Below are 26,493 nucleotides of genomic sequence, written 5' to 3'. Positions count from 1 at the left end.
GCTGGCGGAGTTTGCGCGAATGGCTGCTTCAAAGATCGTTACGGCCGTTCGTCGATCCAAAAGCACAGTACGGCAATTGATGCGGCAGTTGTCCTTGCCACTCGATCCCGACGACTAACAGGACATGCAATACGGCAGCGCCGAGGAGGCCTGGCTGTGGCTGTCCGCCTGCCGGCAGAAATATGCGACACCGGGGAGGGGCAGAGCAAGCGGCTCAGATTACGCGGTCGGAACAGTTCCGCCGTCGATGACGTACTCGGTGCCGGTGATGGCGCTGGCCCGCGCGGAGACGAGGAAACCAATGAGTTCTGCCACTTCTCGGGGAGAGCATGGCCGGCCGAGAGGAATGCCCCCGAGCGAATCCATGATGATCTTGCGGGCGCCTTCCGTGTCGATGCCGCGCTGCCGGGCGATCTCGGCAACGAGACCCGCGGCGGCGTCTGTCTCGACCCAGCCGGGGGAGACACGCACGACGCGAACGCCTTTCGGACTGACTTCCCTGGACAAGGCTTTGCTGTAGTTCGACAGGGCAGCTTTGGCGGCGGCATAGGCAATCGTGGCCTCCGGCAACGGCAACTGCCGCTGGATCGACGTGACGTGGATGATGACGCCCGAGCGCTGCTCGACCATCAAGGGCAACAGCGCGCGATCGATGCGCACTGCCGGGAACAGGTTCAGGCTCAATGCCTTGCTCCATTCGTCGTCGTCGAGCACCCTGAAGCCACCCGCCGGCGCAGATGAGCCACCCGCCACGTGCACGATTATATCGACGCCGCCGAGCCGTTCGAGCACGGCGTCGACAATGGTTTTACAGCCCTCGGCCGTCGTGATGTCCGCACCGATGAACCTTTCTTCGGAAAGGTCATCGGGACGCGAACGTGCCGTCGCGATGACGTTCGCGCCTGCCTCGCAAAGGTGTGCGACAACGGCTTTACCGATTCCTTTGGTCCCGCCTGTGACAAGCGCCCGAAGGCCCTGAAGTTCGGGTGCGGCGCTCATCAGTGAATCTCCAGAGACGCGATCTTGCCGCCAGCCAGGACAAAGGTGTACGTCAGCTCGACCGGGCTACCGGGGAAGGCGCCCGTGAGCCTGGCGCGCATCGTGACGGCGGCGCCATTCTGGGACAGCTCCAACGGCTCGACGTTGTACTGGTACCTCGCTTTGGCGTCTTTCTTCCAGGCCTGGATGGCTTCGAGCCCCTCGATAGTGCGGCCCTCGTCGCGCACGACGGCGTCGGCAGCGAAGCAGTTCGCAAGAGAGGCGGTGTCGCTGGTGGTTTCTGCGTTCAGATAGGTATCCAGTGGCGGCGGCACGGTCATGTTCATCGGACTCTTCCTGAATGTCACGTTTGCACGCCCAAGGATGGCGCTATAGTTACCACATCGCAAGAACGCACTAAAAAGTAAGTAAGCCGTGCCCAACCGAAAAGCCTACACTCCTGCGACTGCTGCGGTCGACGTCGAAGCCGCATTCAAGCTGCTGGAAGGTCGTTGGAAGCTGGTGATCCTATTTCACCTTTTCGGTGGCCAGGTTCGGCGTTTTTCGGACCTCGAGAGGCTGATCCCCGGCATCACGCAAAAGATGCTTGCCCAGCAGTTACGCCGCCTCGAACAGGCCGGCATTGTGACGCGCACGGTCTATCACCAGGTGCCGCCGAAGGTGGACTACCGCCTGACCGATTGGGGCCAAGCGCTTTGCCCGGCACTGGATGCGATCCTGAAATGGGCGGAGCGCCGTAAAGACTTTCCATCGGCGGCGTCGAGCGTGCGTGCCTAAGGCTGACAGACCTGTTTTCCAGAATACGAATTCTGTGGGTGGTCGACGAGGTGTCTGCTGTAAGTCAACGGGCTGCAAGCGAGAGCGAAATCCCCGGCTGTGGGGGCTTAGGGCGCCGGCCGGAAGCGCGCATCTGCGCTCATCGGGGTGTTCCGCCTTCGAAGAAGGCCAGCTGCCGCCCTCATCGAGACTACATAAGCGTTTGTGCTGTCAGCGCTCGCCGCGGATCAGGCCGGTGATTTCTGCTTCACGCGTTATCCAGTCCCAGTCGATATCGAGTTCGCATTGGCAGCGCGGGCAAACCAGTGGCTGCGACATCGTACCGGAGACCGCATTCTGCAGTGTCTCCGCGTGGATATGACCACATTTCTTGCACGTCAGGAAAATGGGAATGGGCGGCTTCATCCATGCCTCGACCGGGTTCAAAACGCGGACGAGTAAATGGCGAGTGAGGGATGCGCGTGGTGGAGGCGTGGCCTACCCGATTCCGGCGGTGGCGCCGTTGGACCACCGTTTGTCTTGACCAGTGTCACTGGCACACGGGCGCGGCGCACGACCTTGCCCGCAAGACCGCCGCCAAGCAAGCCGCCCAGGTACGACCTTGCAGCGGTGCCTATGATGATGCCATCACACTGATTTGCAGTAGCAGCCCGGACAATGGTCGTAGCCCGGGATCCGACGCCAATTTGGGCATCATAGTGCACGCCCGAGTCGTCCAGTATCTCGCATGCCCGCTGCAGCGCCTCCTCGCCCTCCTGCCGTTCGAGCCTGCGCAATTCCGACAGGGAATGGAAGGCGGCGGCCCGCCCCATTTCCAGTGGCTCCTGGACATTGAGCAGGACCACTTTGGCGACGCTGTGTTCGCGGAATAGGAAAGCGGCATGGCGAACGGCACATAGGGCGCACTCGGAGCCATCCACGGGAACCAGAATTGTGAGCATTTGGAGTATCTAGCCTCTACACGAAGTCGTCGGGCCCATTCAGGCTCGGAGGTGCATCCCCCGGCGTAGAGCCTCTGTAATAGATATAGAAGGTCGCGTGCAAAGACGGCATAAAGAGACGCCTGTCGGTGTATTCAAAGTGTAAAAAGGCGCCGGGGATCGGAATCAGGTGTCGGTAGCGTCTGTCACGATCCAATTTGTGCGGGCGCCGCCCGGTTCGCGCAAATAGCGCAGTGTCCAGTGGAGTCGCAAGCGACAAGCATGGAGATGTCGACCATCGCCAGGATGCGGCGCCCAGGCGGTCGGCAACCAGACGGATGGTGAACCACTTGAATCACTTTCCGACCAAAATCTATACACGTTTTTTACGTTAACGGCCGCGGTTTCGACAAGGTCTTTGCGGCGGCCTTCCTATATTGAGGCAGTCTCCCTTCGCAATACGGAGTACTTCGTGGAAGCGATCGTGGTGCTACTGATCCCGGCATTCGGTGCTGCTCTGTGGGCGCTGATCGCGGGCTTTCGCCGTCTGGAGCGTCGATCCCATGAGCGCTGACCTGCTTTACTGGCTGGCGGGCGGCGTGACCATCGGCCTGTTCGTCTACCTCCTTTACGCACTGTTTAACGCGGAGGATGTGGCATGAACTCCTCTCCTTTCGTCCAGCTCGGACTCTACCTCGTTGCGCTGTTCGCACTGGCTTGGCCGCTGGGCCGCTACCTGACCGCCGTCATGGACGGCCGCCTGAGCGCCCGCCATGGCTGGCTCGGCGCCTGCGAGCGCGGCATCTGCAAGCTGATCGGCACCAGCGCCGATGAGGACATGCCATGGTGGCGCTATGCCGCTGCGATCGTGCTCTTCAACTTCCTTGGGGTGATCGCCGTCTATGCGCTGCAGCGCGTGCAAGGCTGGCTGCCGCTCAACCCGGCCGGCATGGCCAATGTCGAACCGGGCTCCGCATTCAATACCGCCGTCTCCTTCGTCACCAACACTAACTGGCAGGGCTACAGCGGCGAAAGCACCATGAGCTACCTGACGCAGATGCTGGCGTTGACGGTGCAGAACTTCTTTTCGGCCGCCACCGCGATCGCGGTGGTGGTGGCGCTGGTGCGTGGCTTCGCCCGTCGCTCGGCCGCCGGTATCGGCAATGCCTGGCTTGATCTCGGCCGCGCCACCGGCTATGTGCTGCTGCCCATGGCGTTCCTGATCGCCCTGTTTCTGGCCGGGCAAGGTGCGATCCAGAACTTCGACGCCTATCAGGACGTGAAGCTGATCGAGCCGATCGCCTACCAGCAGCAAAAGAACGACGCCAGCGGCAAGCCCATGGTCGACAGCGCCGGCAAGCCGGTGATGGAGGACCTGAAGACGGACAAGCAAACCATTGCCATGGGTCCGGTTGCCTCACAGGAGGCGATCAAGATGCTTGGTACCAATGGTGGAGGCTTCTTCAACGCCAACTCTGCCCATCCCTATGAGAATCCGACGGGGGTGTCCAACTTCGTCCAGATGCTGTCGATCTTCCTGATCCCGGCCGCGCTGTGCTTCATGTTCGGGGCCATGGTCGGCGATATGCGTCAGGGCGTGGCGGTGGTCGCCGCCATGACGGTGATCTTCGTCGCCATGTTTGCCGTGGTGCAGTGGTCGGAGATGCATGCCAACCCGTTGCTGACGCAACTTGGCGTCGACGGCACTGCCGGTAACATGGAGGGCAAGGAAACGCGCTTCGGCATCACTGCCTCCAGCCTGTTCGCGACCATTACCACGGCGGCGAGCTGCGGCGCGGTGAACACGATGCACGACAGCCTGCTGCCCCTGGGCGGTCTTGTGCCGATGCTGCAGATCCAGCTTGGCGAGGTCGTATTTGGAGGAATCGGCTCCGGCCTGTATGGCATGCTGGTATTCGCCCTCCTGGCGGTGTTTCTGGCCGGCCTGATGATCGGCCGTACGCCGGAATACCTTGGCAAAAAGATCGAATCCTATGAGATGAAGATGGTCTCGGCTGCGATCCTGATTACGCCTTTTCTGGTCCTGGCTGGTACGGCCGTCTCCGTGCTGGCCAAGGATGGGCTGGCAGGCATCCTCAATCCGGGCGCCCATGGTTTCTCGGAGGTCCTGTACGCCTTTTCCTCGGCCGCCAACAACAACGGCTCAGCCTTTGCCGGTCTAAGCGCCAATACCCCTTACTACAACCTCCTCCTGGCGCCGGCGATGTGGTTTGGCCGTTTCGTGCCGATCGTGGCTGTGCTCGCCATTGCCGGCAATCTGGCCAGAAAACCGCGCCTGGCTGTCTCGAGCGGCACCATGCCCACGCATGGCGTGCTCTTTGTGGTGCTGCTGGTCGGCACGGTGATCATGGTCGGCGCGCTCACCTACATCCCGGCCCTGGCTCTGGGTCCAGTGGTTGAACACCTGCAACTGTTTGCGCATTAGGACAGCGGCCATGAACGATACGACGAGGCCTGAACCGCCTTCGCAGGCAGGCCACACTACCGGCGACCGCACGGTGCGCTCGCTACCGCTATTCGACCCGGTCCTGGTCAAGCCAGCCGTCGCGGAGTCCTTCCGCAAGCTGTCGCCGCGCGCGCAACTCCGGAACCCGGTGATGTTCGTCGTTTGGGTGGGCAGTGTGCTGACCACCTTGCTCGGCATCCAGGCCGTCTACGGCCGCGGCGAGGCACCCGCCGGCTTTATCTTTGCCGTCTCCGCCTGGTTGTGGTTCACCGTGTTGTTTGCCAACTTTGCCGAAGCGCTGGCCGAAGGTCGTGGCAAAGCCCAGGCAGCGGCATTGCGCGGCAGCCGCAGGAACGTAATGAGCAAGAAGCTTGACCATGCCCGGCGCGATGCACAGGTCTCGGTGACGGACTCCCTCAGCCTGCGCCGCGGCGACATTGTGCTGATTGAGGCCGGCGAGATAGTGCCGGCGGATGCCGAAGTGCTGGAGGGCGTCGCCTCGGTGGACGAATCCGCCATTACTGGCGAATCGGCTCCGGTGATCCGCGAATCCGGCGGCGACTTTTCCGCCATTACTGGAGGCACGCGCGTGCTGAGCGACTGGCTCATCGCTCGCGTGACTGCCAATCCGGGGGAGGCCTTCCTCGACCGGATGATCGCCATGGTGGAAGGCGCCAAGCGCAAGAAGACGCCAAACGAGATTGCTCTGACGATTCTCCTGGTGGCGCTGACGCTGGTCTTCCTGATGGCAACCGTGACCCTGCTGCCGTTCTCGCTATATGGCGTCAACGCTGCCGGCACCGGCAGCCCGGTCAGCATCACCGTGCTGGTGGCGTTGCTGGTGTGCCTGATTCCCACTACCATCGGCGGCTTGCTCTCCGCCATCGGCGTGGCCGGCATGAGTCGCATGCTGCAGGCCAACGTGATTGCCACATCAGGGCGCGCGGTGGAGGCCGCTGGCGATGTCGACGTCCTGTTGCTGGACAAGACCGGTACCATCACGCTCGGCAACCGGCAGGCCAGCGCCTTCTTGCCGGCACCGGGAGTGTCGGACCGGGAACTGGCCGATGTCGCCCAGTTGGCCTCGCTGTCGGACGAAACACCGGAGGGGCGCTCCATCATCGTGCTCGCCAAGGAGGCGTTCGGCTTGCGCGGTCGCGAATTGCATGATGCCCATTTCCTTCCCTTTACCGCGCAGACCCGCATGTCCGGCGTCAACATCGGCGAGCGTCATATCCGCAAGGGTTCTGCCGACGCGGTGCGAGCCCATGTGCTTGCCGTGGGCGGTCACTACCCGGAGGGCGTCGCCGATCAGGTCGACCAGATCGGCCGCCGCGGCAGCACGCCGCTGGTAGTGGCCGATGGCCCGCGCGTCATGGGCGTGGTCGAACTGAAAGATATCGTCAAGGGGGGGATCAAGGAGCGCTTTGCCGAACTGCGTGTCATGGGCATCAAGACGATCATGATCACCGGCGACAATCGTCTGACTGCGGCCGCCATTGCCGCTGAAGCTGGCGTCGACGACTTCCTCGCCGAGGCCAGGCCGGAAGACAAGCTCAAGCTGATCCGCGACCACCAGGCCGATGGCAGGCTGGTGGCGATGACCGGCGACGGCACCAATGATGCCCCGGCCTTGGCCCAGGCTGACGTGGCGGTGGCGATGAACAGCGGTACGCAGGCAGCCAAGGAGGCCGGCAATATGGTCGATCTCGACAGCAACCCCACCAAGCTCATCGAGGTCGTCGAGACGGGCAAGCAGATGCTGATGACGCGCGGCGCGCTGACCACCTTCTCGGTGGCCAACGATGTGGCCAAGTACTTCGCCATCATCCCGGCCGCCTTCGCGGTCACCTATCCATCATTGAAGGTGCTGGACGTGATGCATCTCTACAGCCCGGCGTCGGCCATCCTGTCGGCGGTGATCTTCAATGCGGTTGTCATCATTGCCTTGATTCCACTGGCCCTGAAGGGGGTGAAATACCGGGCGCTCGGCGCCGATGCGCTATTGCGTCGGAATCTGTTGATATACGGCGTCGGTGGCCTGATCGTGCCGTTCATCGGCATCAAGCTGATTGATGTTGTGCTTGGACTCATCGGTGTCGCGTAGGCGCCGGGAGACCTGACCCAGCCGAGTGGCAGAGGACTCGGCAAGGAGTTTTGCTCATGAAATCCCTGATCCGGCCGGCTGTGACACTGTTCCTGCTGCTGAGTGCCGTGACGGGCCTGCTCTATCCGGCTGCGGTCACCGGCGTGGCGAAGCTGCTGTTCTCCCATCAGGCGGCGGGCAGCCTGATCAAACACGGCAGCGAGATAGTCGGTAGTGAACTGATCGGCCAATCATTCAGTGGCATGCGCTACTTCTGGAGCCGGCCTTCGGCCACCGCACCGATGCCGAACAATGCTACGGCCTCGGGCGGTTCAAACCTCGGCCCGACCAACCCGGCTTTGGTTGATGCAGTCAAGGCACGCGTCGAGGCAGTCCGTACCGCGCACCCGGACCAGACTGGCACGGTGCCCATAGATCTGGTGACGGCGTCCGCTTCCGGCCTCGATCCGCATATCTCACCGGCAGCAGCCTACTATCAGGTCGAACGTGTCGCCAAGGCCCGCGGCTTGGCGCCTGCCAAAGTCAGGCAGTTGGTGGACCAGTACGTGGAGAGCCCCAGTTGGGGCATCTTCGGTGATAGCACCGTGAACGTGCTCAAATTGAACCTGGCACTCGACAAGGCTTGATCCGCATATCCACTAGGTCCGTGGAATTCGGCCCCTGCGCCTGAAGGGGAGCCGTTTCCGGAACGAGGAGCTGGACCATGGACGCCGATCGCCCCGATCCCGACCGTCTGCTCGAAGCCATCAGGGAAGAGGAGCAGGCCGCCGCGCGCGGCAAGCTGAAGATATTCTTCGGCGCCTGCGCTGGTGTCGGCAAAACGTACGCCATGCTGCAGGCGTGCCGGCAGAAGCAGGCCGATGGCGTGAATCCGATCATCGGTGCGGTGGAAACGCATGGCCGGGCCGAGACCGCCGTACTGCTCGATAGCATGCCCGTGCTGCCGTTGCGCAAGATTGCCTACCGGGACCGGATGCTGGCCGAGTTCGATCTCGACGCCGCGCTGGCGCTGAAGCCAGCGCTGATCGTGGTGGACGAACTGGCGCACTCCAACGTTGAGGGTAGCCGTCACCAGAAGCGCTGGCAGGACGTCGAAGAACTCCTGGCCGCTGGTATCAACGTCTACACCACGCTCAATGTGCAGCACCTCGAAAGCCTCAACGATGTCGTCGGCTCGATTACCGGCATTCGCGTGCGCGAGACCGTACCCGACCGCGTGTTCGACGCCGCCGACGAGGTGACGCTGGTTGATTTTCCTCCCGACGAACTCCTGATCCGGCTTGCTGCCGGCAAGGTCTATCTGGCCGACGAAGCCGAGCGGGCTACCCGGAATTTCTTCCGCAAGGGCAACCTGATCGCGCTGCGGGAACTGGCGCTGCGGCGCACCGCTGATCGCGTCGATGCGCAGATGCGGGCCTACCGGGCTGACCGGGCCATCGCCAGCGTCTGGCAGGCGAAGGAGCGCTTGGTTGCCTGTATTGGCCCTGGCCAGAGCGGCGAAAAACTGGTCCGCGTTACCGCCAGGTTGGCTGCCAAGCTGCAAGCCGACTGGATTGCCGTCTATGTCGAAACGCCGGCGCTGCAACGACTACCGGCCGCCGGCCGTGCGCGCGTGCTGAGCGCGCTCAAGCTGGCCGAGGAGATGGGCGCCGAGACCGCCACGCTGGCAGGCAGCGATGCTGCCGCCACGCTGGCGGCCTACGCCAAGGGGCGCAATGCTGGCAAGCTGGTGATCGGCCATCGGCTCATGGCAGGCTGGCGCCGCAAGCTACTGCCCGGGCTAGCTGACCGGCTGGCGGAACGGGCGGCCGAGCTCGACCTCTACCTGGTCGGCGTCGATGAAACGGCGCAGCCGGTCGAGGAGCGGCGCGTGCCGCTAGGTCAACTGGATTGGCGCGGCTACGGTGCGGCCACGGTCATCGTGGTGGCCACTACGGTAGTGACGGCGGGCCTGCTTTCAGTGTTTGAGCTGGCCAATGTGGTGATGGTGTTCCTGCTCGCGGTGGTTGGGGTCTCCATCCGCTACGGGCGTGGCCCCGGTGCCCTGGCTGCCTTGTTGTCGGTGGTGGGCTTTGATTTCTTTTTCGTCCCACCCAAGTTCACCTTCACAGTCAATGACACCCAATACTTCTTCACCTTTGCCCTGATGCTCCTGGTGGCTTTGGTGATCGGTCAGCTGGCCGCGCAATTGCGCTTCGAAGCCAAGATTGCCCGCGTGCGCGAACGACGAGCCGCCGAGTTGGCCGGGCTGGCGCAGCAGCTCTCGGCGGCCCTGACCACCGAGCAGATCGTCGGCATCGCAGTCGACCGCATTGGCACCATCTTTCATGCCAGATCGGCGTTGCTGCTGCCCGACAGCCAGGAGCGTATACGCGAGCCTCACGAGGCGTCCGATCCTGCCACGGTGGCGCTGATCGACAATAGCGTGGCGCAATGGGTCTACGACCACCAGCAACCGGCCGGCCAGGGCACCAATACGCTGCCGTCAGCAACTGCCCGATACCTGCCGCTGAAGGCGCCGATCCGCACCCGGGGCGTCCTGACCATCCAGCCGGCTGACGTGGCGCTGTTCGATACACCGGAAGACATGCGCCTGCTCGACACCTGTGCCGCGCAAATTGCGCTGGCACTCGAGCGAGTGCATTTTGTCGAGGTAGCACAGGATGCACTGCTCCAGATGGAAGGTGAGCGGTTGCGCAACAGTTTGCTGGCTGCCGTTTCCCACGACTTGCGCACACCGCTGACGGCACTCGTCGGCCTGGCCGATACATTGGGCGAGGACAATTTGCCATTGGAGACCCGAAAGGAGCTAGCCCTGGCCGTAGGCCAGAAGGCTCACGGAATCGCTGAGCTGGTCGGAAAACTGCTGGATATGGCGCGCTTGCAAGCTGGCGCAGTCAAGCTCAAGCGCGACTGGCAGTCGCTGGAGGAAGTACTGGGTTCGGCTCGGCGCCAACTCGAATCGTTGCTGGCCGGGCACAAGGTAAGCGCCAGACTGCCTGCCGATCTGCCGCTGTGCGAATTCGATCCGGTGTTGATTGAACGCGTCTTGGTGAATTTGTTGGAGAATGCGGCCAAGTACACCCCCCCGGGTAGTGAGATAGTGGTGTCTTCCACCGTCGGTGACGGCGTGCTTCGCGTGACCGTGGACGACAATGGCCCCGGGCTGCCAACCGGGCGCGAGGAAATGCTGTTTGCCAAGTTCGAGCGCGGCGAGAGCGAATCTGCCCAGCCCGGCGTCGGCCTCGGCCTGACCATTTGCCGCGCGATCGTCGAAGCTCACGGTGGCCGCATGCACGCCGAAAACCGCAGCGAGGGCGGAGCCCGCTTCGTCTTCACGCTGCCATTCAGCGCGTCCCTGACCCTCGACGAAGCATGATCTGAAACGCGTTCGACAGTTCGCGACATCAACCGCACACGCATCATGAAAACCGCCGCCCGCATCCTGGTCGTTGAAGACGATACCCAGATCCGGCGCTTTGTCTGCACCTCACTTTCCGCGGAGGGCTACAGCGTGTTCGAAGCCGAGACCGTGGCACGTGCGCTGGTTGAGGCCGCCGGCCGACAGCCCGAGCTATTCATTGTCGATCTCGGCCTGCCCGACCGCGATGGCTGCGAACTTATCTCGGAACTCCGTGCGTGGACACATGCCCCCGTGATCGTGCTGTCGGCCCGTGACCGCGAAGAGGATAAGGTGGCAACATTGGACGCGGGAGCCGACGACTACCTGATGAAACCCTTTGGCGTGCCGGAGCTGCTGGCTCGAGTCCGGGCGCAATTGCGACGCAGTACCGTAATCGCCGGCAGTGAACACGCCGGGATGGTGAACTTCGGCGAAGTGGCGGTGGATCTGGCGAGTCGGGAAGTGAGGCGCCAAGGCAATCTGGTACGACTGACGCCAACCGAATATCACTTGCTGGTAGCCTTGATCAGAGGGCATGGCCGCGTGTTGACGCACCGCCACCTGCTGCTCGAAGTGTGGGGACCGAATAGTTCCGGGCGCGCTCACTATTTGCGGATTTACATGGGCAATCTGCGGCAAAAGCTGGAAGCGGAGCCCGCAAATCCTCGTCATTTCATTACCGAGTTGGCTGTAGGGTACAGGCTCGTAGGTCTGAATTGAGAACACGGACCCGAGCAAGAATGCGATCGGGGCGGGCTCCCTTGGCGTAATGGCTTCCCGGAACGAGAACGGTACGACTTACAAACCTGCCTGTCCGCCTGGAACAACTCGAGTAAAGTACGTCATGATCGACACAATCGCTCTGCTAGTCGTCGCGGCGGCGGGATTCGCCTATCTCAATGAACGGGTCACGCGCCTGCCGATGACCATCGGCGTCGCCGCGATCGCTCTCTCGTGCTCGCTTGTGTTCATAGCGTGTGACGGTCTGCAGATTGCGGATTTACGCGGTCCCGTATCCCGGTGGCTGTCGGTGCTCGACTTCAGTCAGCTACTGCTGCAGGGCATGCTGTCCTTCCTGCTGTTCGCTGGCGCGCTTCATGTCGATGGACGCAGGCTGCGGCAATATGCATGGCAGATTGGCTTCCTGGCCGTGGTGGCAACGGCGGCCTCCGCGTTTCTCATTGGGCTCGCGACATACTGGGCGCTCCAGTTCGCCAACGTCCAGCTATCGTTCTCCTACTGTTTTGTCTTTGGAGCGCTTGTCGCGCCCACCGACGCCGTCGCGGTCTTGGGCGCCTTGCGACGGGCCAAGGTACCCGGGAACGTCGAGACGGCTATCGCCGGGGAGTCGCTGTTCAACGATGGGGTTGGCATCGTGCTCTTCACCATCTTTGCGCAGCTAGCTTCCGCTCCTGAACTGCCTTCTGCCTGGTTGCTTGTCGCCGACTTTTCTCGTGAAGCGTTTGGTGGTTTGCTCCTTGGTGGTGCAATTGGCGGCGCCACCTTTTTTCTGATGCGAAGCATTGACCGCTATCAGGTCGAAGTCTTGTTGACACTCGCGGCCGTGATCGGTGGATACACGGTTGCGGAGAACATCGGCGTCTCGGGCCCTCTCGCGATGGTAGTGGCAGGTGTGTTGTTGGGAAACGAGGGACGAGAGCAGGCCATGTCGACTACCACGCGGGGCAACATCGACACATTCTGGGAGCTGATCGATGTTGCGCTCAACGCGATTCTGTTCACGCTGATCGGGCTGGAGGCAGTCTCCGTGCACGCAGGAACGCGTGCCTGGATTGCCATACCGGCCACCGTCCTGATCGTACTTGCTGCTCGAATCCTGACCGTCGGTGTCCCCGTTGCATTGATGAGCGCGGCCTTTCGGCTGCCAGCAAGGACTGCGCCTCTTTTGGTATGGGCCGGGCTGCGCGGCGGCATCTCCATTGCGCTAGCGCTTTCCCTGCCGCCTGGGCGTGAGCGCGATATTGTCCTCATGCTGACCTACGGTAATGTCATCTTCTCCACATTTACTCAGGGCCTGACCATCGGATGGCTTGCCAGGCGTACCCAGGCACGCCTGCAAGGGCGGTAGCAGCCTCCTTGGGAACTCTGGCTGGAGCCGCGGCTGCAGATCATGTCCAACGTCGATGGACGGCCAACTGGAGAGGATGAACGTTTCTTCGAGTACATGAAGAAACGCCTGCGGCGGCTTGGGCTAGGCATGGCCTGTTGGCTCTTGATAGCTTTTTGATACAAGGCACCGGCAATGTTGCATCAACTTGACGTCGCTCCTCCTACCATTCAGCCATTCACAGATGAGCCGCGCCTCCCCGGCGCAAGACCCATGCAACAGTCGAGCTTGGCAGTCGCCTTTGCCTCAGTTCCGCGCCGGCACACGGGCAACGATATCGGGCGCTCCACACCAGCCCATGGGGATGCCCCTGGCACCGCTCATCGTTGGATTCGGTTGCGCCTCGCCGTGACATCGGGCCAGGTGCTCGCGCTACGTCAGTGGTTGCATAGGGTCCTCGGACCCCTGGCTCGCGGCTATGTTGTCGTGATCGACTGCCGCCTGGGCCAAACTACCGTGCATATCGAACTCGAGCACGGGGTGCATGATGCCGCAATGCACGCCATCGTAACAGCGCTTCCGACGATCGGGTTCGACCACGCCGAGGAACTCGTGGACGAGCATGCGAGCCACTGGAGCCGACTTTTCCCGCATGGGAGGCGACTCCATGCCTGCACGCGCGGTCCAATGCAACGCTCCAGGGAATGATGGGTGCCAACGTCGACAGCCGGCACCATCCGCCCAGACGCCCTTTTCCTGAACGAACGGTTGGACGCAAACGGCAGCGTGGCGGACCAAAGGCTGGCTGGCACCAGCAGCCAGTGAGCAGGCTTCCACGAGAAGCGCATGCGCACCGATCACAAGAATCGAATCTACTTCCTTGAAGCTCGAGACTGCCATGGACAGCGATATCCACATCAAGCCGTACAGAGAGGGTTGGGACGTCATTCGTGAAGGCGCAAGGTATGCTGAGTCGCATCATGGGACGCAGGCGATGGCGATTGCTGCCGGGGCGGTGCAAGCTCGGCACGAAAGCGTCGAACTTGTCATCCACGCTCGCGACGGCCGGATATGCACCCGCCGTGGCTTCAGCCACGATCCGACTTCCACCTCGGGTTAGTCAACTCAAACGAAGCAGAAGCAGCCCAAGGCTGCTGACGGCTGCGAGACCACTGCCGATGTGATGGCATGCTTGCCAGCCTCAAGGCCAGACAGCCTCCGTCGAAACTCCACCGATCAGGATCGGCAACGCAAGTACCTGAACAACATCGTCGAGCAGGATCATCGGGCCATCAAACGGCGACCGCGGCCGATGCTGGGGAGCGCTAGCGTCGGGCGCTGGCCGAAGACCTGATCGCTGGCGCATCCTTGCCCGCAGCGAGCCTACGCCTCAACCGGAAACACCGGCTCCCCCAGATTCAACATCAACCGGTTCGCCCACGCAAAGATTGCGACCGAGTGAATCAGGTCGAGGATCTCCGCATCGCTCACGCCCACCTCGCGCAACGCGCGCAGCCTGTCGGCATCGACCGTATCCGGCCGCTCGGTCAGCGCAATGGAGAACCGCGAGATCGCCCGCTCGCGCGCGGTGGTGCCGGCCGTTTGCGGGTCCTCGAAGACCTGCGAGATCACATCGTTGCGCTTGGCCAGTTGCTCGAAACGCTGCGCATGCACCGACGCGCAATACACGCAGCCATTGACGCGCGAGACCACCGTACTGGCCAGTTCGCGCTCGGCGCGCGCCATGCCGCCCGGGGCGTACATGATGGCGTTGAAGGCGGTGGAACGCTGGCGCAGGATCTCGGGCTGGTGCACCAGGAACAGGTAGTAGTCCGAAACCTTGGCCTTGGGGTGGCTTTCCTCCAGCACCGCGACCTGTTCGGGCGTGGCCTGGTCAACCTTGACCACGTCCAGCCACGCCTTCCAGTCGAGGACTTCGTTGGTGAAGCCTTGGATCTTGATCGGTGCGCTCATGCCGCGGCCTCCTCGGATTGCAGTGTCTTCAGGGCCTTCAGGCCGRCCACCAGGCGTACCTGGTAGGACAGGAATGCGATCAGCTGGGCGAGGGTGACCACGTCAGGTGTGGCCAGGCCGGCGGCAGGCAGCGTCTTGAGGGCGGCTTCGTCGCCCCCTACGGGATTCTCGATCAGCGTGCGGGTGAAGGCGAGAATGGCGCGCAGGCGCGTGTCGGCCAGCGAGGCGGGATCGCCTTGTTCGGCCACGGCGACCAGCGCGGCATCGGCGCCGGCTTCGGCGAGGCGCTCGCGATAATGCGCCATCAGCGCCGGCGCGGGCGTCAGGCGGGCGGCGTACAGCGCCACCAGGAGGCGCTGCACGAGCGGCAGGCCGGGCAGGGCGGGATCGAACAGCGCGTCGTAGCTGCCTTGCGTGGCGACGGCGACCTTGTCGCGCTGATGGCGCAGCGCATGGGTGGCGGAGCCGGCGGCAAGGCCGGCAACGCGGTCCACCACGTCGGCTGTGGCTGGGTTGGCTTGGGTCATGATTTGTTCTCTGTCTTGTTCTCTGTCTTGACTCGGGGGATTAGTCATTCGCTGACCTTGGCTCGGCCGGCATGGCTGGCGACAGCGCGCCCCAGGAATGCGCGCACGCCGTTCCAGGATTGCTCGTCCGCCATCGCGTTGGCCGCCGGCGTGCCGCCAGTGGTGCTGATGCGCCTGGAAACCGGATGCGCGTAGACCATCTGCGTGGTCGGCACATAGGGGAAGAGGATGGCATGGCCGGCGGCTTCGAAATCCAGGTGTTCGACGTGATGCGGATGCCCGGCCTCGGCCAGCTTGTCCGCCACCATGCGCGAATACAGGCTGGAAGGCCAGGAGCCATCGTCGGTGCCTGACAGCAGCATGACCGGCCCGCGGATGTCTTCCACGCGGATGCGGGCGCGCGCCACCGCGTCGGGATCCTGCAGCGCGGTCAGGATGGCGCGTTCGTGCCGGTGCGGCGCCGGGCCTTCGTCGAAAGGCGCCCAGCTCGCGGTGCGGTTGTTCTCCCACACATGCGGCAGCGGCTTGCCGTGGTGAAGCCAGGCCGGGCCTTCGCGGCCGATGGCGGGGTCGGCGGCATTCTGCGCGCTATGTACCACCGCGCCGGGCACGTAGCCGATCACCGCGCAGACCAGTTCCGGGAAGGTCGCGCCAAGCAGCAGCACCAGCTCGCCGCCGCGCGACTGGCCCGACAAGGCGATGAAATCGCGCGCCGGCCGCACCCGCTCGCGCATCCAGCGAAGGCCGCGCTCGAAGTATTCCAGCGGTGTGTTGGAGATATAGTCCGATAGCCCGGGGGCCTTGAAGTAGGCCAGTGCCAGCGCCGCGTAACCGCGCGAAGCATAGAGCGCGGCGCGCGGCTCGTTGATGCCGCCGCCGGAGCCATTCAGCACCATGACTGCCGGATGCGGGCCGGGGCCGGCCGGCAGGTAAAGCGTGCCGACCAGGCCGTCCTCGCGCACTTCCTGGCGGGTCACGCCGGCGGCCGCCAGCCGCTGCACCAGTTCGCCACGGACCTCGCCGCCATCCGTGCGCACCGTGCGCACCGTGATACCGGCGACCAGCGGCCGGGTGGCATCGGCGTGGAATTGTTCGCGGCTGTCGCTGTCGACCGGGCGCTGGGACCACAGCAGGCCCATGGGGCTGACGCCAGCGTAGCTGCCGGACGAAGGCGCGTCGCGCTCCAGGTCGACCGTGCCCGCGGCGTCCGCCACGAACACCGCCTCGCTCGCCCAGGGAATCTCCCGGCCGCGCACCGTGCGCGCGGCAATGCTGACGATTTCGCCCGGGCGCAGGCCCGACACGGCAATCCGGCGGGCAACGTCGATCAGGTCGTCGGCTGGCGTGATGGTGAGCAGTGCCATACCCGCTCCGCCTTACTTGCCGTCGCGCGTGACCATCATCGCCGCGGTGCGGTCGCTGGTCATCGGCGCCACCTTCAGGCCTTTCCTGGCGGCCCAGATGTTCTGGTAGTGGAAGAGCGGCAGCACGCCCACGTCGTCGGACACCAGCTTGACCGAGCGCCGCAGGATGGCCTCGCGCTTGGGCACGTCGAACTCGGCGGTGGATTCGTCCAGCGCCTTGTCCACCGCCGGGTTGCTGTAGTGGCCCCAGTTGGAGGCGCCCAGGCCCTTCCTGGCATCCACCGAGGCCAGCACGTTTACCAGCGCATAGCTGGCCTCGCCGGTGCCATTGCCCCAGGCCAGCATGCTGACCGCGTACTCATTCTTGTTGGCGCGGCCCGCATACACCGACCAGGGCACCACTTCCACCTGCGTCGTGACGCCGATACGGGTCCAGAATTGCGCCACGGCCTGGGCGGTCTCGGGGCCTTGCGGATAGCGGTCGTTAGGGGCGTGGATGGTCAGCTTGAAGCCGTCCTTGAAACCCGCCTCGGCCAGCAGCTTCCTGGCCTGCTGCTGATCGTAGGCAATGTCCTTGACCTCCGGGTTGTAGCCGAAGGTGTTCTTGGGCATCCACTGGTTGGCCACGCTCGCGGTGTTCTGCAGGATGCGGCCCACCAGGGCCTGGCGGTTGATCGCCAGCGACAGCGCGCGGCGCACGCGCACGTCCAGCAGCGGGTTCTTGTCCAGCGGCTTGCCGGCGTTGTCGGTGATGTACGGGTTGGGGCCGGGCTTGAAGCTCGGCTGCAGCAGCATCACGCGCAGGCCGGCGTAGGGAAACACGCTGACGTTGGGCGATTGCTTGAGCTTGGCCAGGTCGGACACCGAAACCTTGTCGATCACATCGACGTCGCCGGACAGCAGCGCGGCGGTGCGGGCCGGTCCGTTGTTGATATAGCGGTAGTTGACCTGCTGCCAGGCCGGCTTGCCGTCCCAGTAGCCGTCGTTGCGCGCCATCATCACGCGGTCGCCCGGCGTGTAGGAGATGAATTTGTATGGGCCGGTGCCGACCACGGCGCGGCCGCTGTTGTAGTCCTCGGTGCTGGCCTTCTCGCCCACGTGCTTGCTGACGATGTGGATCGAGGCCAGGTTCAGCGGCAGGTCCGGGTTCGGGATATTGGTCTTGACGACAAGGGTGTACGGATCCCTGGCAGTCACCGATTCCACGGTGCGCAGGTAGCCCGAGAACGAAGCCACGCTGCCCGGCACACTGCGCGCGCGCTGGTAGGAGAAGATCACGTCCTCGGCGCCAAAAGGCTTGCCGTCCTGCCACTTCACGTCGCGGCGCAGCTTGAATTCCCAGGTCTTGTCATCCAGCGCCTTCCACGACAGCGCCAGTCCCGGCTGCAGCTTGTTGTCCTTGTTCTCCACCAGCAAGTCCCAGAAATGCAGGTCCACGGAGCGGTCGCCGGCATGATTGTTGAGTTGCGGGTCCAGCGAGGACAGCGGATCGGCGAAGGCGATCGACAGCGACTGCGCGCACGCGGCACCGGCGCACAGCATGGCCGCTACGGTGGCGCTGATCGAGAGGGACAGCAGGCGTTTCATGGTTGGATTTCCTCGGGGCGATGGGAATGGATGGGACTGCGCCAGGCTTCAGCTGCCGTCGTTCAAGTGGCAGGCGCTGAAATGGTTCACGGCAATGCCGCGCAGGCGCGGCACCTCGGTCCGGCAGCGCGCCATGGCATGCGGGCAGCGCGGATGGAAATGGCAGCCCGGCGGCGGCGCCAGCGGGCTGGGAATCTCGCCCTTGATGGCAGTGAAGGTCTTGTGGCGCGAGTCCAGCCGCGGGATTTCCGCCAGCAGCGCCTGCGTGTACGGATGGTTGGCCTGCCGGAAGATCTCCTCGGTGGGCGCGCTCTCGACCACGCGGCCCAGGTACATGATGACCACGCGGTCCGACACATGCTCCACCACGCCAAGGTCGTGGCTGATAAACAGGTAGGTCAGGCCAAGCTGCTCGCGCAGGTCCATGAACAGGTTGAGCACCTGCGCCTGGATCGAGACATCCAGCGCGGCCACCGCCTCGTCGCACACCAGCAGCTCCGGCTGCACCGCCAGCGCGCGGGCAATGCCGATGCGCTGGCGCTGGCCGCCGCTGAACTGGTGCGGGTAGCGCTGGCGCAGGGCCGGGTCCAGCCCGGCGCGTTCCAGCTGGGCACTGACATAGTCGTCGAAGCCGGCCGCGTCCACCAGCCCGTGCAGGCGCGCGCCTTCGCCGACGATGCGGTCGACCCGCAAGCGCGGGTTCAGGCTGGCGTAGGGATCCTGGAACACCATCTGGATCTTCAGGCGCAAGGCGCGGCGGGCGCCGGCGTCCAGGCCTTCGACGTTTTGCCCGTCCACGCGGATTTCCCCCGCCGACGGCGCCAGCAGACCGGCCACCATGCGGCCGAGCGTGGACTTGCCGCAGCCGGATTCGCCAACCAGGCCAACCACTTCGCCACGGCGGATCTGCAGGTCGACGCCGTCTACCGCGTGCGTGACCGGTGACGGTTCCGACCAGCCCAGGCACTGCAGCGCGCGACCCAGGCGGCCAGGATGCTGTTCGCCAAAGCGCTTGGCGAGCTGACGGGCGTCAATGAGGGCGGGCAGCTTCGGCTGCTCGCCGGCGGCGTGTTCAGTCGGCTTCATGCGAGCTCCGCGGTGACGGCCGGCTGGCCCGGATGGAAGCAACGCAGCTGGCGCAACGCTTCCGGCGACGTGATCGCCGGCGCCTGCCGGCAGGCGTCGGAGACGCGTGGGCAGCGCGCCGCGAAGGCGCAGCCGGGCGGCATCGTCAGCAGGTTGGGCGTCATGCCGGGAATCTGGCGCAGCCGCTGGCCCCGCTTGTTCAGGCTCGGCAGGCTGCCGATCAGGCCTGCCGTGTAGGGATGCAGCGGATGGTCGAGCACGGCATCGACCGGGCCTTGCTCGACGATGCGGCCGGCGTACATCACGGCCACTTCATCGGCCAGCCCGGCCACCACGGAGAGATCGTGCGTGATCCAGATCAGCGCCGTGCCGTGCTGGCGCGCCAGCTTCTGCACCTCGGACAGGATCTGCGCCTGGATGGTGACGTCCAGCGCGGTGGTGGGCTCGTCGGCAATGATCAGGTCGGGCCGGTGCAGCATGGCGATGGCGATCGCCACGCGCTGGCGCATACCGCCGGAGAGCTGGTGCGGATAGGCGCGCAGGCGCTCATCCGGGCTCGGGATGCCCATCATGCCCAGCGTGTCGCGCGCCAGCTCGCGCGCCTGCTTGTGGCTGGCGGGGCTATGGGCACGTACGGCCTCGATCATCTGTGCGTCCACCCGCATCACCGGGTTCAGCGTCATCATCGGGTCCTGGAAGATCATGGCGATGCGGTTGCCCTGCAACTGGCGCAGTTCGGCCGGCCGCATGCTGGTCAGCTCGCGCCCCTGGAACAGGATCTCGCCGCCGACGATGCGCCCCGGCGCGTCCACCAGGCCCATGATGGAAAACCCCGTGACCGACTTGCCCGAGCCGGATTCGCCCACCAGCCCGAGGATGCGGCCGCGAGGCACGGTGAAGGAGACGTTGTCCACCGCGGGCAGCACGCCGGCGCGGGTTTCGAAGTGCGTGCGCAGATGGCGGACTTCCAGCGTCGGCACGGCGTTGTCGATGACTGGCGCCGTCATTTCTGCAATCTCGGGTTGAGCACGTCGCGCAGGCGGTCGCCCACAAGGTTGATGGCAACCACCGTGACCAGCAGCGCGATGCCGGGGAAAAAGCTGATCCAGTATTCGTCGGACAGCATGAACTGGTAGCCATTGGCGATCAGCAGCCCGAGCGAGGGCTCGGTGACCGGCACGCCCAGGCCAAGGAAGGACAGGGTGGCCTCCAGCGTGATGGCGCGCGCCACCTGCAGCGAGCCGATCACGATCAGCGGCGGCAGGCAGTTCGGCAGGATATGGCCGACCACGATGCGCCAACTGGAAATGCCCTGGCCGCGCGCCGCTTCCACGTACTCTCGCCGGCTCTCCACCAGCGCCTGGCCGCGCGCGGCGCGGGCGTAGTAAGCCCATTCCAGGATCACCAGCGTCAGCACCACGTTGAGCACGCCCTTGCCCAGGAAGGCCAGGATCATCATCGCCACCAGGATCGACGGAAAGGACAGCAGCAGGTCCACCGTGCGCATGATCACGCTGTCGACGCGGCCGCCGGCATAAGCGGCCAGCAGGCCGAGCAGGGTACCGATGACCCCGGCGATCAACGCCGAGCCCACGCCCACGGTCAGGCTGATGCGCAGCCCGTAGAGGATGCCCGAGAAGATGTCGCGCCCCTGGCCGTCGGTGCCCAGCCAGTAGCTGTAGGTGCCGGTGCCGCTCGGCGTGCCGGGCGCGAGGCGGGCGTCCATGACGTCGAGCTGCATCAGGTCGTAGGGATTCTGCGGCGTCACCAGCGGCGCGAAGATCGCCGCCAGGACCAGGATCGCCAGCAGCACCAGGCCGAACACGGCGGTACGCGAGGCGAAGAAGTCCGCCGCCACACGGCGCCATGGCGACTCGCGGCGCAGTGCCCGGGGGGCGGCTTGTGCAGCCGCAACCGGTTTGTCGATGACGCTCATGCGGCGGTCTCCAGCCGCACGCGCGGATCGAGCAGCTTGTAGAGAATGTCCACGATCAGGTTCAGCGTGACGAACAGGCACACCACCACGATCAGGTAGGAAACGATCACCGGCCGGTCCAGCGAATTGATGCTGTCCAGGATCAGCTTGCCGGCGCCGGGCCAGGCGAAGATGTTCTCGGTCACCACCGCGAAGGCGATGGTCGAGCCGAATTCCAGCCCCAGCACCGTCACCAGCGGAATCATCGTATTGCGCAGCACGTGGCCCAGCACCACGCGCTGCGGCGACAGGCCCTTGGCGCGGGCGAACTTGACCCAGTCCTGCGGCAGCACTTCGCGCACGCCGGCGCGGGTGAGCCGCAGCACCAGCGAGACCTTGAACAGCGACAGGTTGATCGCAGGCAGGATCATATGGCGCAGGCCGTCCGCGGTGAGCCAGGACCACTGCACGCCCAGCCATTCGGCGGTGGCGCCTCGCCCGCCCGAGGGCAGCCAGCCAAGCCGCACGCTGAATGCCATGATCAGCATCAGGCCCACCCAGAATGTCGGCAGCGAGAAGCCGACGATACTGCCGGTCATCAGCACGCGCGACAGCGGATGTTCGGGATACAGGCCGGCAAACAGCCCGAGCGGCACACCCACCAGCACGGCCAGCAGCAGCGCAGCCACCGCCAGCTCCAGTGTGGCCGGCAGCCGCTGCAGGATCAGCTGGATGGCCGGCACGTTATAGACGAGGCTATTGCCCAGGTCGCCGCGCAGGGCGCCGTGGAGGAAGGACAGGTACTGGCGCCATAGCGGCTGGTCAAGCCCCAGCCGGGCGATGATGCGGGCGCGCTCGATCTGGTCCACGTCCTGGCCGATCAGGATATCGACCGGGTTGCCGATCGCGTGCAGGCCGACGAACACGATCACCGTCATCGCCAGCACCACCAGCAGCGACTGCGCCAGCCGCCGCGCCAGCCATCGGATCGGCCAGCGGCTCATGATGCGTTCGCCGCGTCGGCAGGAATGGCCGGCGGCGGTCCGGCCGGCACCCACTCGTCCCCGAAGACTTCGGGTTCGGCGAAGGCTTCCATGTTGGCGTAGTGCTGCGCCACGTCTTCCTGGTAAAGCAGGGCGGCGATACCCTGGCCAAGACGCTTGGCGCCATCGCTGATGGCGGGTATATCGCCCGACACCGTGCCGTGCGTCAGCGCGGCCGGATAGCAGAAGCAGTGGATGCGCGACAGGCCGGGGCAAGCGCCCGGCGTCTTCTCCAGGAATTCGAAGGCCGGGCCAAGGTCCGGCGAATCCGACAGTTCCTGATCCTCCTGCCCCTGCTGCGGCGTGTAGCGGTCGCGCCAGTAGCGGATCTGGCCGGCGAAGGCGCCGAATTCCTCGCGCGTTTCCAGCGCGATGCGGAACCCGGTTGAAACAATCAGGAAATCCAGCTCGAACGCCCCCTTTGGCGTATGCACCAGCAGCGCATCGCCGGATTGCTCGACGCGCTCGATCGGGCAGCCCAGGTTGAAGCGGGCGTTCTCGTGTCGGGAAACCCGCAATGTGCTGCCGCGCGGCGGTGGCACCTGCTGCGCGTTGATGTAATGGCGGATGCGCCATTTCCAGTCGTCGGGCAGGCCGGGATGGCCATGCGTGAGGCCGGGATTGCCTGCTCCCTTGCCCTTGTTGATACGTGGGATATCGGCCCGTCGGATCAGCAGGTCGACGCTGGCGGCGCCCGCTTCCAGCGCGGTGGCGGCGCTGTCCATGGCGGAGGCGCCGGCGCCGACCACGCCCACGCGCTTGCCGCGCAAGGTGCCGTAATCGAACGCATCGCTCGAATGCGCCCAGCGCGCGCGCGGCAGGGCCTGGACAAAGGGCGGCACATGCGCGCCGCCCAGGCCGTCGCGGCCCGTGGCCAGCACCACGCGGCGCGCCAGCACGGTTTGCGCACCGGCGGGCGAGCGGATTTCCAGCGCCACCAGCCCATCGGGGCGCGGCAGCACCCGCTCGACCACATGCTCGTTGCGTACGTCCAGCTCCAGCACCTGGCGGTACCAGCGCAGGTAATCCATCCACTGCAGGCGCGGGATCTTGTCCAGGGCGTCCCAGGCGGCGGTGCCGAACTGGGCCTCGAACCAGGCGCGGAAGGTCAGCGCGGGCAGGCCCAGCGCCGGTCCCGTCAGCTGCTTTGGCGAACGCAGCGTCTCCATGCGCGCCGTGGTGGCCCAGGGGCCTTCGAAGCCGTCCGGCGAACGGTCGAAGATGCGTGCGTCGATGCCCAGGTGCTTGAGCGTGGCCGCCGCCGCCATGCCGGCCATGCCGCCGCCGATCACGGCAACGTCCAGCACCGGCTCGCCGTCATGCGCGCGTGCCACCGTCCAGTTCCTGGCGGGCAGTTCCAGCCAGGACAGGTCCTGGCGCAAACGCGCTTCCAGCGCGGCAAGGCCTTCGGCTGCGGCGGAGCGTGCCGGGATGGCGTCAGCGGGCAAGTTCATAGGTCGATGTGTTCGGTGTCTTGGGAGGCGGCATCACCGTAAAGTGCCTGCAGCAGCGCGCCATGCTGCTCCGGGCCGCGCTGGGTGAAATCGGGCAGCAACTGGCGCGCCGCGGTGGCCAGCGTATCGATCAGCGCCAGCACCGTCGCGCTGGCGGGCCGGGTCTGGGGCGTGATCACGCCAAAGTAAAAGGGAATGTCGGCATCGATCGGGCGCACCACGATATCCGCCAGCGGCACGCCGCGCGCGGTCACTGGCTCCAGCACCGCGATGCCCAGTCCGGCGCGCACCGCGGTGAGCGCATTGAGCGAGGAATTGGTGTCGATCAGCGCCGCCGGCTCCACCCCGGCACGCGCAAACGCCTCGTCCAGGCGGCGGCGCAACCGGTACGGGTTCTGCATGGTGACGATGCGGCGCCCGCTGCAGGCCGCGAGCGGGATGGTGGCGCGCGCTGCCAGCGGATCGTCGGCGCGTACCGCGGCGACGCAGGCAGCCTGCCCGATCCAGTGCACGGTGACGCCGCGGTGCTCCAGCGGCAGGCTGGCCAGGCCGATCTCGGCCGCGCCGGTCAGCACCGAATGCACGACTTTTTCGGGGGAGGCGCTGTTGATATGGATGTGGCAGGCCTGGCCGCCGGGATCGGCATGATCCGGCCGGTGGCCGGCGAGCGCCAGCGGCAGCAGCCCAGCCGCCAGCGCCGGCGTCGCGGCGATCTGCAGCGAGCGGTTTTCCTCGCGGGCGATTTCCGCGGCGCGGGCGCGGATCTGCTGCAGGCCGACCAGCGCATGCTCCACTTCCTCGTACAGCAGGAAGCCCCGCTCGGTAGGGCTGACGCGCGGCCCGCTGCGGGCGAACAGCGCAAAGCCGATCTCGCTCTCCAGCTCCTGGATCAGGCGCGTGATCGCCGGTTGGGAGCGGCCCAGCAGGCGGCCAGCGGCGGTTACGCTGCCGCTGGTCATGACTGCCGCGAAAGCTTCCAGTTGCCGGATTTCCATAGGGGCGAGATGTTGTCGATGCTATGTATGCGTTTTATGGATTCTCACCCACTCAGCATCCGAATTGCAAATACTATTTTGCCTGTGCACATGCGCTGCGCAACAGTGGGCCTGATGCCTGGCATCGCTGCCGAAGCGGTGCACGTATCATGTGATGGATGATTGGTGCCCTCGGGCATTGGCAGGCGGGGCAAGGCAAGCTTGCCCGCACCGGACTCTGGAGAACGTTCCATTTGAAATTGCGATCAGGAAACCCGCGCCGGGCCAGGCCTTGGCTGGCCGCGATGCTGTGCTGGGTACTGGCCGGGTCGTGGCTGCTCTCCCCCGCCGGCGCCGCGCACGCCGACACCTTGCGGGTCGGCTCCAAGCGCTTTACCGAGTCCTACATCCTCGGCGAGATCCTCACCCAGACCGCGGCCGCCCATGGCAGCGCGCAGCACACGCCGGGCCTTGGCAACACGGCGATCGTGTTCGAGGCGCTCAAGGCCGGCAGCATCGACTTGTATCCCGACTACACCGGCACCGTCTCCAGCGAAATCCTCAAGCTGCTGCCCGGCGCCAGCCTGGCGCAGATCAATCAGGCGCTGGCGCCGCTGGGCCTGGCGGCGGGCATTCCTCTTGGCTTCGAGAACACCTATGCGCTCGCCATGGAGGAGGCCAAGGCACGCCAGCTTGGCGTGTCCGGGCTGGTCGACCTGGCCGCGCAGCCGCGGTTGCGGCTGGGGCTATCGCATGAATTTCTCGGCCGGGCGGACGGCTGGCCTGGCCTGGCGCGGCGCTATGGCATGCGCCAGCATCCGGTTGGGCTCGACCACGGCGTCGCCTATGAAGCCCTGGCCAACGGGCAGGTCGATGCCATCGATATCTATTCCACCGACGCCAAGATCCGTAAATACGGCCTGCGCGTACTGACCGACGATCGGCATTACTTCCCGCGCTATGACGCCGTGGTGCTCTACCGGCTCGACCTGCCGCAGCGTTTTCCCGCCGAATGGCAAGCGTTGACGGGCCTGGCCGGCAAGGTGAGCGCGGCGGACATGATCGCCATGAACGCCTCGGCGGAGCTGGACGGGCAATCCTTTGCCACTGTGGCGCACGCCTTCCTGGCAAATGGCGGAGCCGGCCTGGCAGATGCAAAGGAAGGGGCCTTGCCGGCGCCCCGGGCCGGACTTGCCGGCACCTTGTTTGGCCGCGACACGTTGCGCCTGACCTGGCGCCACCTGGCCCTGGTGCTGGGCGCGGTCGGCGCGGCGACTTTGCTGGGCGTGCCGCTGGGCATCGTAGCCGCGCGCCGGCGGCGGCTGGGGCAGGTCCTGATGGCCGCGGTGAGCGTGCTGCAGACAGTGCCGTCGCTGGCCTTGCTGGCCATGCTGATTCCGTTGCTGGGGCGCATCGGCGTATGGCCGGCCATGGTGGCGCTGTTCCTCTATGCCTTGCTCCCCATCGTGCGCAATACGCTGACCGGCCTGCAGCAGGTGCCGGCGGGCATGCGCGAGGCGGCGCACGCGCTGGGTTTCACGTCCGGCCAGGTGCTGCGGTACGTCGAACTGCCGTTGTCGATGCCAGTGCTGCTGGCCGGCATCAAGACTGCCGCCATCATCAGCGTAGGCACCGCTACCATCGCCGCTTTCGTCGGCGCCGGCGGCTATGGCGAGCGCATCGCCACCGGGCTGGCGCTGAACGATCATGTGCTGCTGCTGGCGGGCGCCATCCCCGCCGCAGTGCTCGCGCTGGTGGTGCAGGGAGGATTCGAGCTGGGGGAATGGTATCTGGGACGGCACGGGCGGACGGCGGGCTGACAGGATCG

Annotated in this window: 25 protein-coding genes and 1 pseudogene; 11 read left to right on the top strand and 15 right to left on the bottom strand. The window is 65.2% G+C overall.

All coding sequences use genetic code 11. From position 1 onward, the window contains the following. Positions 1-219 precede the first annotated feature (219 nt). Together AC1DQ3_RS20550 and AC1DQ3_RS20545 are read right to left on the bottom strand one after the other, a co-directional pair. Positions 220-999 carry an SDR family oxidoreductase gene (locus AC1DQ3_RS20550; RefSeq protein WP_477121995.1) on the bottom strand — a complete coding sequence of 260 codons (780 nt, stop codon included), beginning with the start codon at positions 997-999 and terminating at the stop codon, positions 220-222. Next, positions 999-1,325, bottom strand: a complete 327-nt coding sequence (locus tag AC1DQ3_RS20545; RefSeq protein WP_477121994.1) for a nuclear transport factor 2 family protein — start codon at positions 1,323-1,325, stop codon at positions 999-1,001. The genes AC1DQ3_RS20550 and AC1DQ3_RS20545 overlap by 1 nt, the downstream gene beginning before the upstream one ends. Before the next feature lie 88 nt (positions 1,326-1,413). Here AC1DQ3_RS20545 and AC1DQ3_RS20540 point away from each other — a divergent pair, with 88 nt between their 5' ends. After that, complete coding sequence (locus AC1DQ3_RS20540) at positions 1,414-1,776, top strand: winged helix-turn-helix transcriptional regulator (protein ID WP_477121993.1); 363 nt, start codon at positions 1,414-1,416, stop codon at positions 1,774-1,776. A 210-nt stretch (positions 1,777-1,986) separates the two neighbouring features. Here the strand turns inward: AC1DQ3_RS20540 and AC1DQ3_RS20535 are convergent, their stop codons facing one another. Continuing rightward, the gene (locus tag AC1DQ3_RS20535) at positions 1,987-2,181 is read right to left on the bottom strand and encodes a hypothetical protein (RefSeq protein WP_477121992.1); all 195 of its coding nucleotides are present in this window, start codon (positions 2,179-2,181) and stop codon (positions 1,987-1,989) included. A 17-nt stretch (positions 2,182-2,198) separates the two neighbouring features. Then, a complete protein-coding gene (locus AC1DQ3_RS20530) occupies positions 2,199-2,717 on the bottom strand; it encodes a universal stress protein (protein WP_477121991.1) in 519 nt (172 codons plus the stop codon). 542 nt (positions 2,718-3,259) lie between these two features. Between AC1DQ3_RS20530 and kdpF the strand changes: the two genes are divergently transcribed. The 7 genes from kdpF to AC1DQ3_RS20495 all read left to right on the top strand — a co-directional run bounded on the left by kdpF (position 3,260) and on the right by AC1DQ3_RS20495 (position 12,762). After that, on the top strand, positions 3,260-3,358 hold the full coding sequence (gene kdpF, locus AC1DQ3_RS20525; RefSeq protein WP_477121990.1) for a K(+)-transporting ATPase subunit F: 99 nt from the start codon (positions 3,260-3,262) through the stop codon (positions 3,356-3,358). Next, positions 3,355-5,142: a potassium-transporting ATPase subunit KdpA gene (kdpA, locus tag AC1DQ3_RS20520; protein ID WP_477121989.1), complete on the top strand. Its 1,788-nt coding sequence runs from the start codon at positions 3,355-3,357 to the stop codon at positions 5,140-5,142. The genes kdpF and kdpA overlap by 4 nt, the downstream gene beginning before the upstream one ends. A 10-nt stretch (positions 5,143-5,152) precedes the next feature. Then, on the top strand, positions 5,153-7,270 hold the full coding sequence (kdpB, locus tag AC1DQ3_RS20515; protein WP_477121988.1) for a potassium-transporting ATPase subunit KdpB: 2,118 nt from the start codon (positions 5,153-5,155) through the stop codon (positions 7,268-7,270). A 56-nt stretch (positions 7,271-7,326) separates the two neighbouring features. Further along, complete coding sequence (gene kdpC / locus AC1DQ3_RS20510; protein WP_477121987.1) at positions 7,327-7,896, top strand: potassium-transporting ATPase subunit KdpC; 570 nt, start codon at positions 7,327-7,329, stop codon at positions 7,894-7,896. A gap of 77 nt (positions 7,897-7,973) precedes the next feature. After that, entirely contained in the window at positions 7,974-10,649 is a 2,676-nt protein-coding gene (locus tag AC1DQ3_RS20505; RefSeq protein WP_477121986.1) for a DUF4118 domain-containing protein, read from the top strand. A 42-nt stretch (positions 10,650-10,691) separates the two neighbouring features. Beyond that, positions 10,692-11,393, top strand: a complete 702-nt coding sequence (locus AC1DQ3_RS20500; protein ID WP_477122037.1) for a response regulator — start codon at positions 10,692-10,694, stop codon at positions 11,391-11,393. Between the two features lie 124 nt (positions 11,394-11,517). After that, positions 11,518-12,762: a cation:proton antiporter gene (locus AC1DQ3_RS20495; protein ID WP_477121985.1), complete on the top strand. Its 1,245-nt coding sequence runs from the start codon at positions 11,518-11,520 to the stop codon at positions 12,760-12,762. 411 nt (positions 12,763-13,173) lie between these two features. Here AC1DQ3_RS20495 and AC1DQ3_RS20490 read toward each other — a convergent pair whose 3' ends face one another. Beyond that, entirely contained in the window at positions 13,174-13,641 is a 468-nt protein-coding gene (locus tag AC1DQ3_RS20490; RefSeq protein WP_477121984.1) for a hypothetical protein, read from the bottom strand. Between AC1DQ3_RS20490 and AC1DQ3_RS20485 the strand changes: the two genes are divergently transcribed. Further along, positions 13,640-13,861, top strand: a complete 222-nt coding sequence (locus AC1DQ3_RS20485; protein ID WP_477121983.1) for a DUF2188 domain-containing protein — start codon at positions 13,640-13,642, stop codon at positions 13,859-13,861. The genes AC1DQ3_RS20490 and AC1DQ3_RS20485 overlap by 2 nt on opposite strands. Before the next feature lie 123 nt (positions 13,862-13,984). Continuing rightward, positions 13,985-14,062, top strand: a pseudogene (locus AC1DQ3_RS20480) (IS6 family transposase); the annotation flags it as partial. Between the two features lie 62 nt (positions 14,063-14,124). Here AC1DQ3_RS20480 and AC1DQ3_RS20475 read toward each other — a convergent pair. From AC1DQ3_RS20475 to AC1DQ3_RS20430, 10 genes are read right to left on the bottom strand one after another with little or no spacing between them, the layout of a single operon-like run. Then, positions 14,125-14,715, bottom strand: a complete 591-nt coding sequence (locus tag AC1DQ3_RS20475) for a peroxidase-related enzyme (protein WP_477121982.1) — start codon at positions 14,713-14,715, stop codon at positions 14,125-14,127. Then, positions 14,712-15,242, bottom strand: coding sequence for a CMD domain protein (locus AC1DQ3_RS20470; RefSeq protein ID WP_477121981.1), 531 nt, complete (start codon positions 15,240-15,242; stop codon positions 14,712-14,714). Before AC1DQ3_RS20470 ends, AC1DQ3_RS20475 begins: the two co-directional genes overlap by 4 nt. Positions 15,243-15,286: 44 nt before the next feature. Further along, a complete protein-coding gene (locus AC1DQ3_RS20465) occupies positions 15,287-16,606 on the bottom strand; it encodes an acyl-CoA thioester hydrolase/BAAT C-terminal domain-containing protein (protein ID WP_477121980.1) in 1,320 nt (439 codons plus the stop codon). 12 nt (positions 16,607-16,618) lie between these two features. Then, positions 16,619-18,193 (bottom strand): ABC transporter substrate-binding protein, encoded by a 1,575-nt coding sequence (locus tag AC1DQ3_RS20460; protein WP_477121979.1) that lies wholly within the window; start codon positions 18,191-18,193, stop codon positions 16,619-16,621. Between the two features lie 48 nt (positions 18,194-18,241). Continuing rightward, positions 18,242-19,279, bottom strand: a complete 1,038-nt coding sequence (locus tag AC1DQ3_RS20455; protein WP_477121978.1) for an ABC transporter ATP-binding protein — start codon at positions 19,277-19,279, stop codon at positions 18,242-18,244. After that, positions 19,276-20,286 (bottom strand): ABC transporter ATP-binding protein, encoded by a 1,011-nt coding sequence (locus AC1DQ3_RS20450; RefSeq protein WP_477121977.1) that lies wholly within the window; start codon positions 20,284-20,286, stop codon positions 19,276-19,278. The genes AC1DQ3_RS20455 and AC1DQ3_RS20450 overlap by 4 nt, the downstream gene beginning before the upstream one ends. After that, positions 20,283-21,215 carry an ABC transporter permease gene (locus AC1DQ3_RS20445; protein WP_477121976.1) on the bottom strand — a complete coding sequence of 311 codons (933 nt, stop codon included), beginning with the start codon at positions 21,213-21,215 and terminating at the stop codon, positions 20,283-20,285. Before AC1DQ3_RS20445 ends, AC1DQ3_RS20450 begins: the two co-directional genes overlap by 4 nt. Further along, positions 21,212-22,198 (bottom strand): ABC transporter permease, encoded by a 987-nt coding sequence (locus tag AC1DQ3_RS20440; protein WP_477121975.1) that lies wholly within the window; start codon positions 22,196-22,198, stop codon positions 21,212-21,214. The genes AC1DQ3_RS20445 and AC1DQ3_RS20440 overlap by 4 nt, the downstream gene beginning before the upstream one ends. Further along, the gene (locus tag AC1DQ3_RS20435; protein ID WP_477121974.1) at positions 22,195-23,691 is read right to left on the bottom strand and encodes an NAD(P)-binding domain-containing protein; all 1,497 of its coding nucleotides are present in this window, start codon (positions 23,689-23,691) and stop codon (positions 22,195-22,197) included. Before AC1DQ3_RS20435 ends, AC1DQ3_RS20440 begins: the two co-directional genes overlap by 4 nt. Further along, positions 23,688-24,686, bottom strand: a complete 999-nt coding sequence (locus AC1DQ3_RS20430; RefSeq protein ID WP_477121973.1) for a LysR family transcriptional regulator — start codon at positions 24,684-24,686, stop codon at positions 23,688-23,690. The genes AC1DQ3_RS20435 and AC1DQ3_RS20430 overlap by 4 nt, the downstream gene beginning before the upstream one ends. Positions 24,687-24,970: 284 nt before the next feature. Here AC1DQ3_RS20430 and AC1DQ3_RS20425 point away from each other — a divergent pair, with 284 nt between their 5' ends. Then, positions 24,971-26,485 carry an ABC transporter permease/substrate-binding protein gene (locus tag AC1DQ3_RS20425; RefSeq protein WP_477122036.1) on the top strand — a complete coding sequence of 505 codons (1,515 nt, stop codon included), beginning with the start codon at positions 24,971-24,973 and terminating at the stop codon, positions 26,483-26,485. Positions 26,486-26,493 lie beyond the last annotated feature (8 nt).

The organism is Cupriavidus sp. 01T418 (genome assembly GCF_056398885.1).
This window is presented reverse-complemented; position numbering and strand designations above follow the sequence as displayed.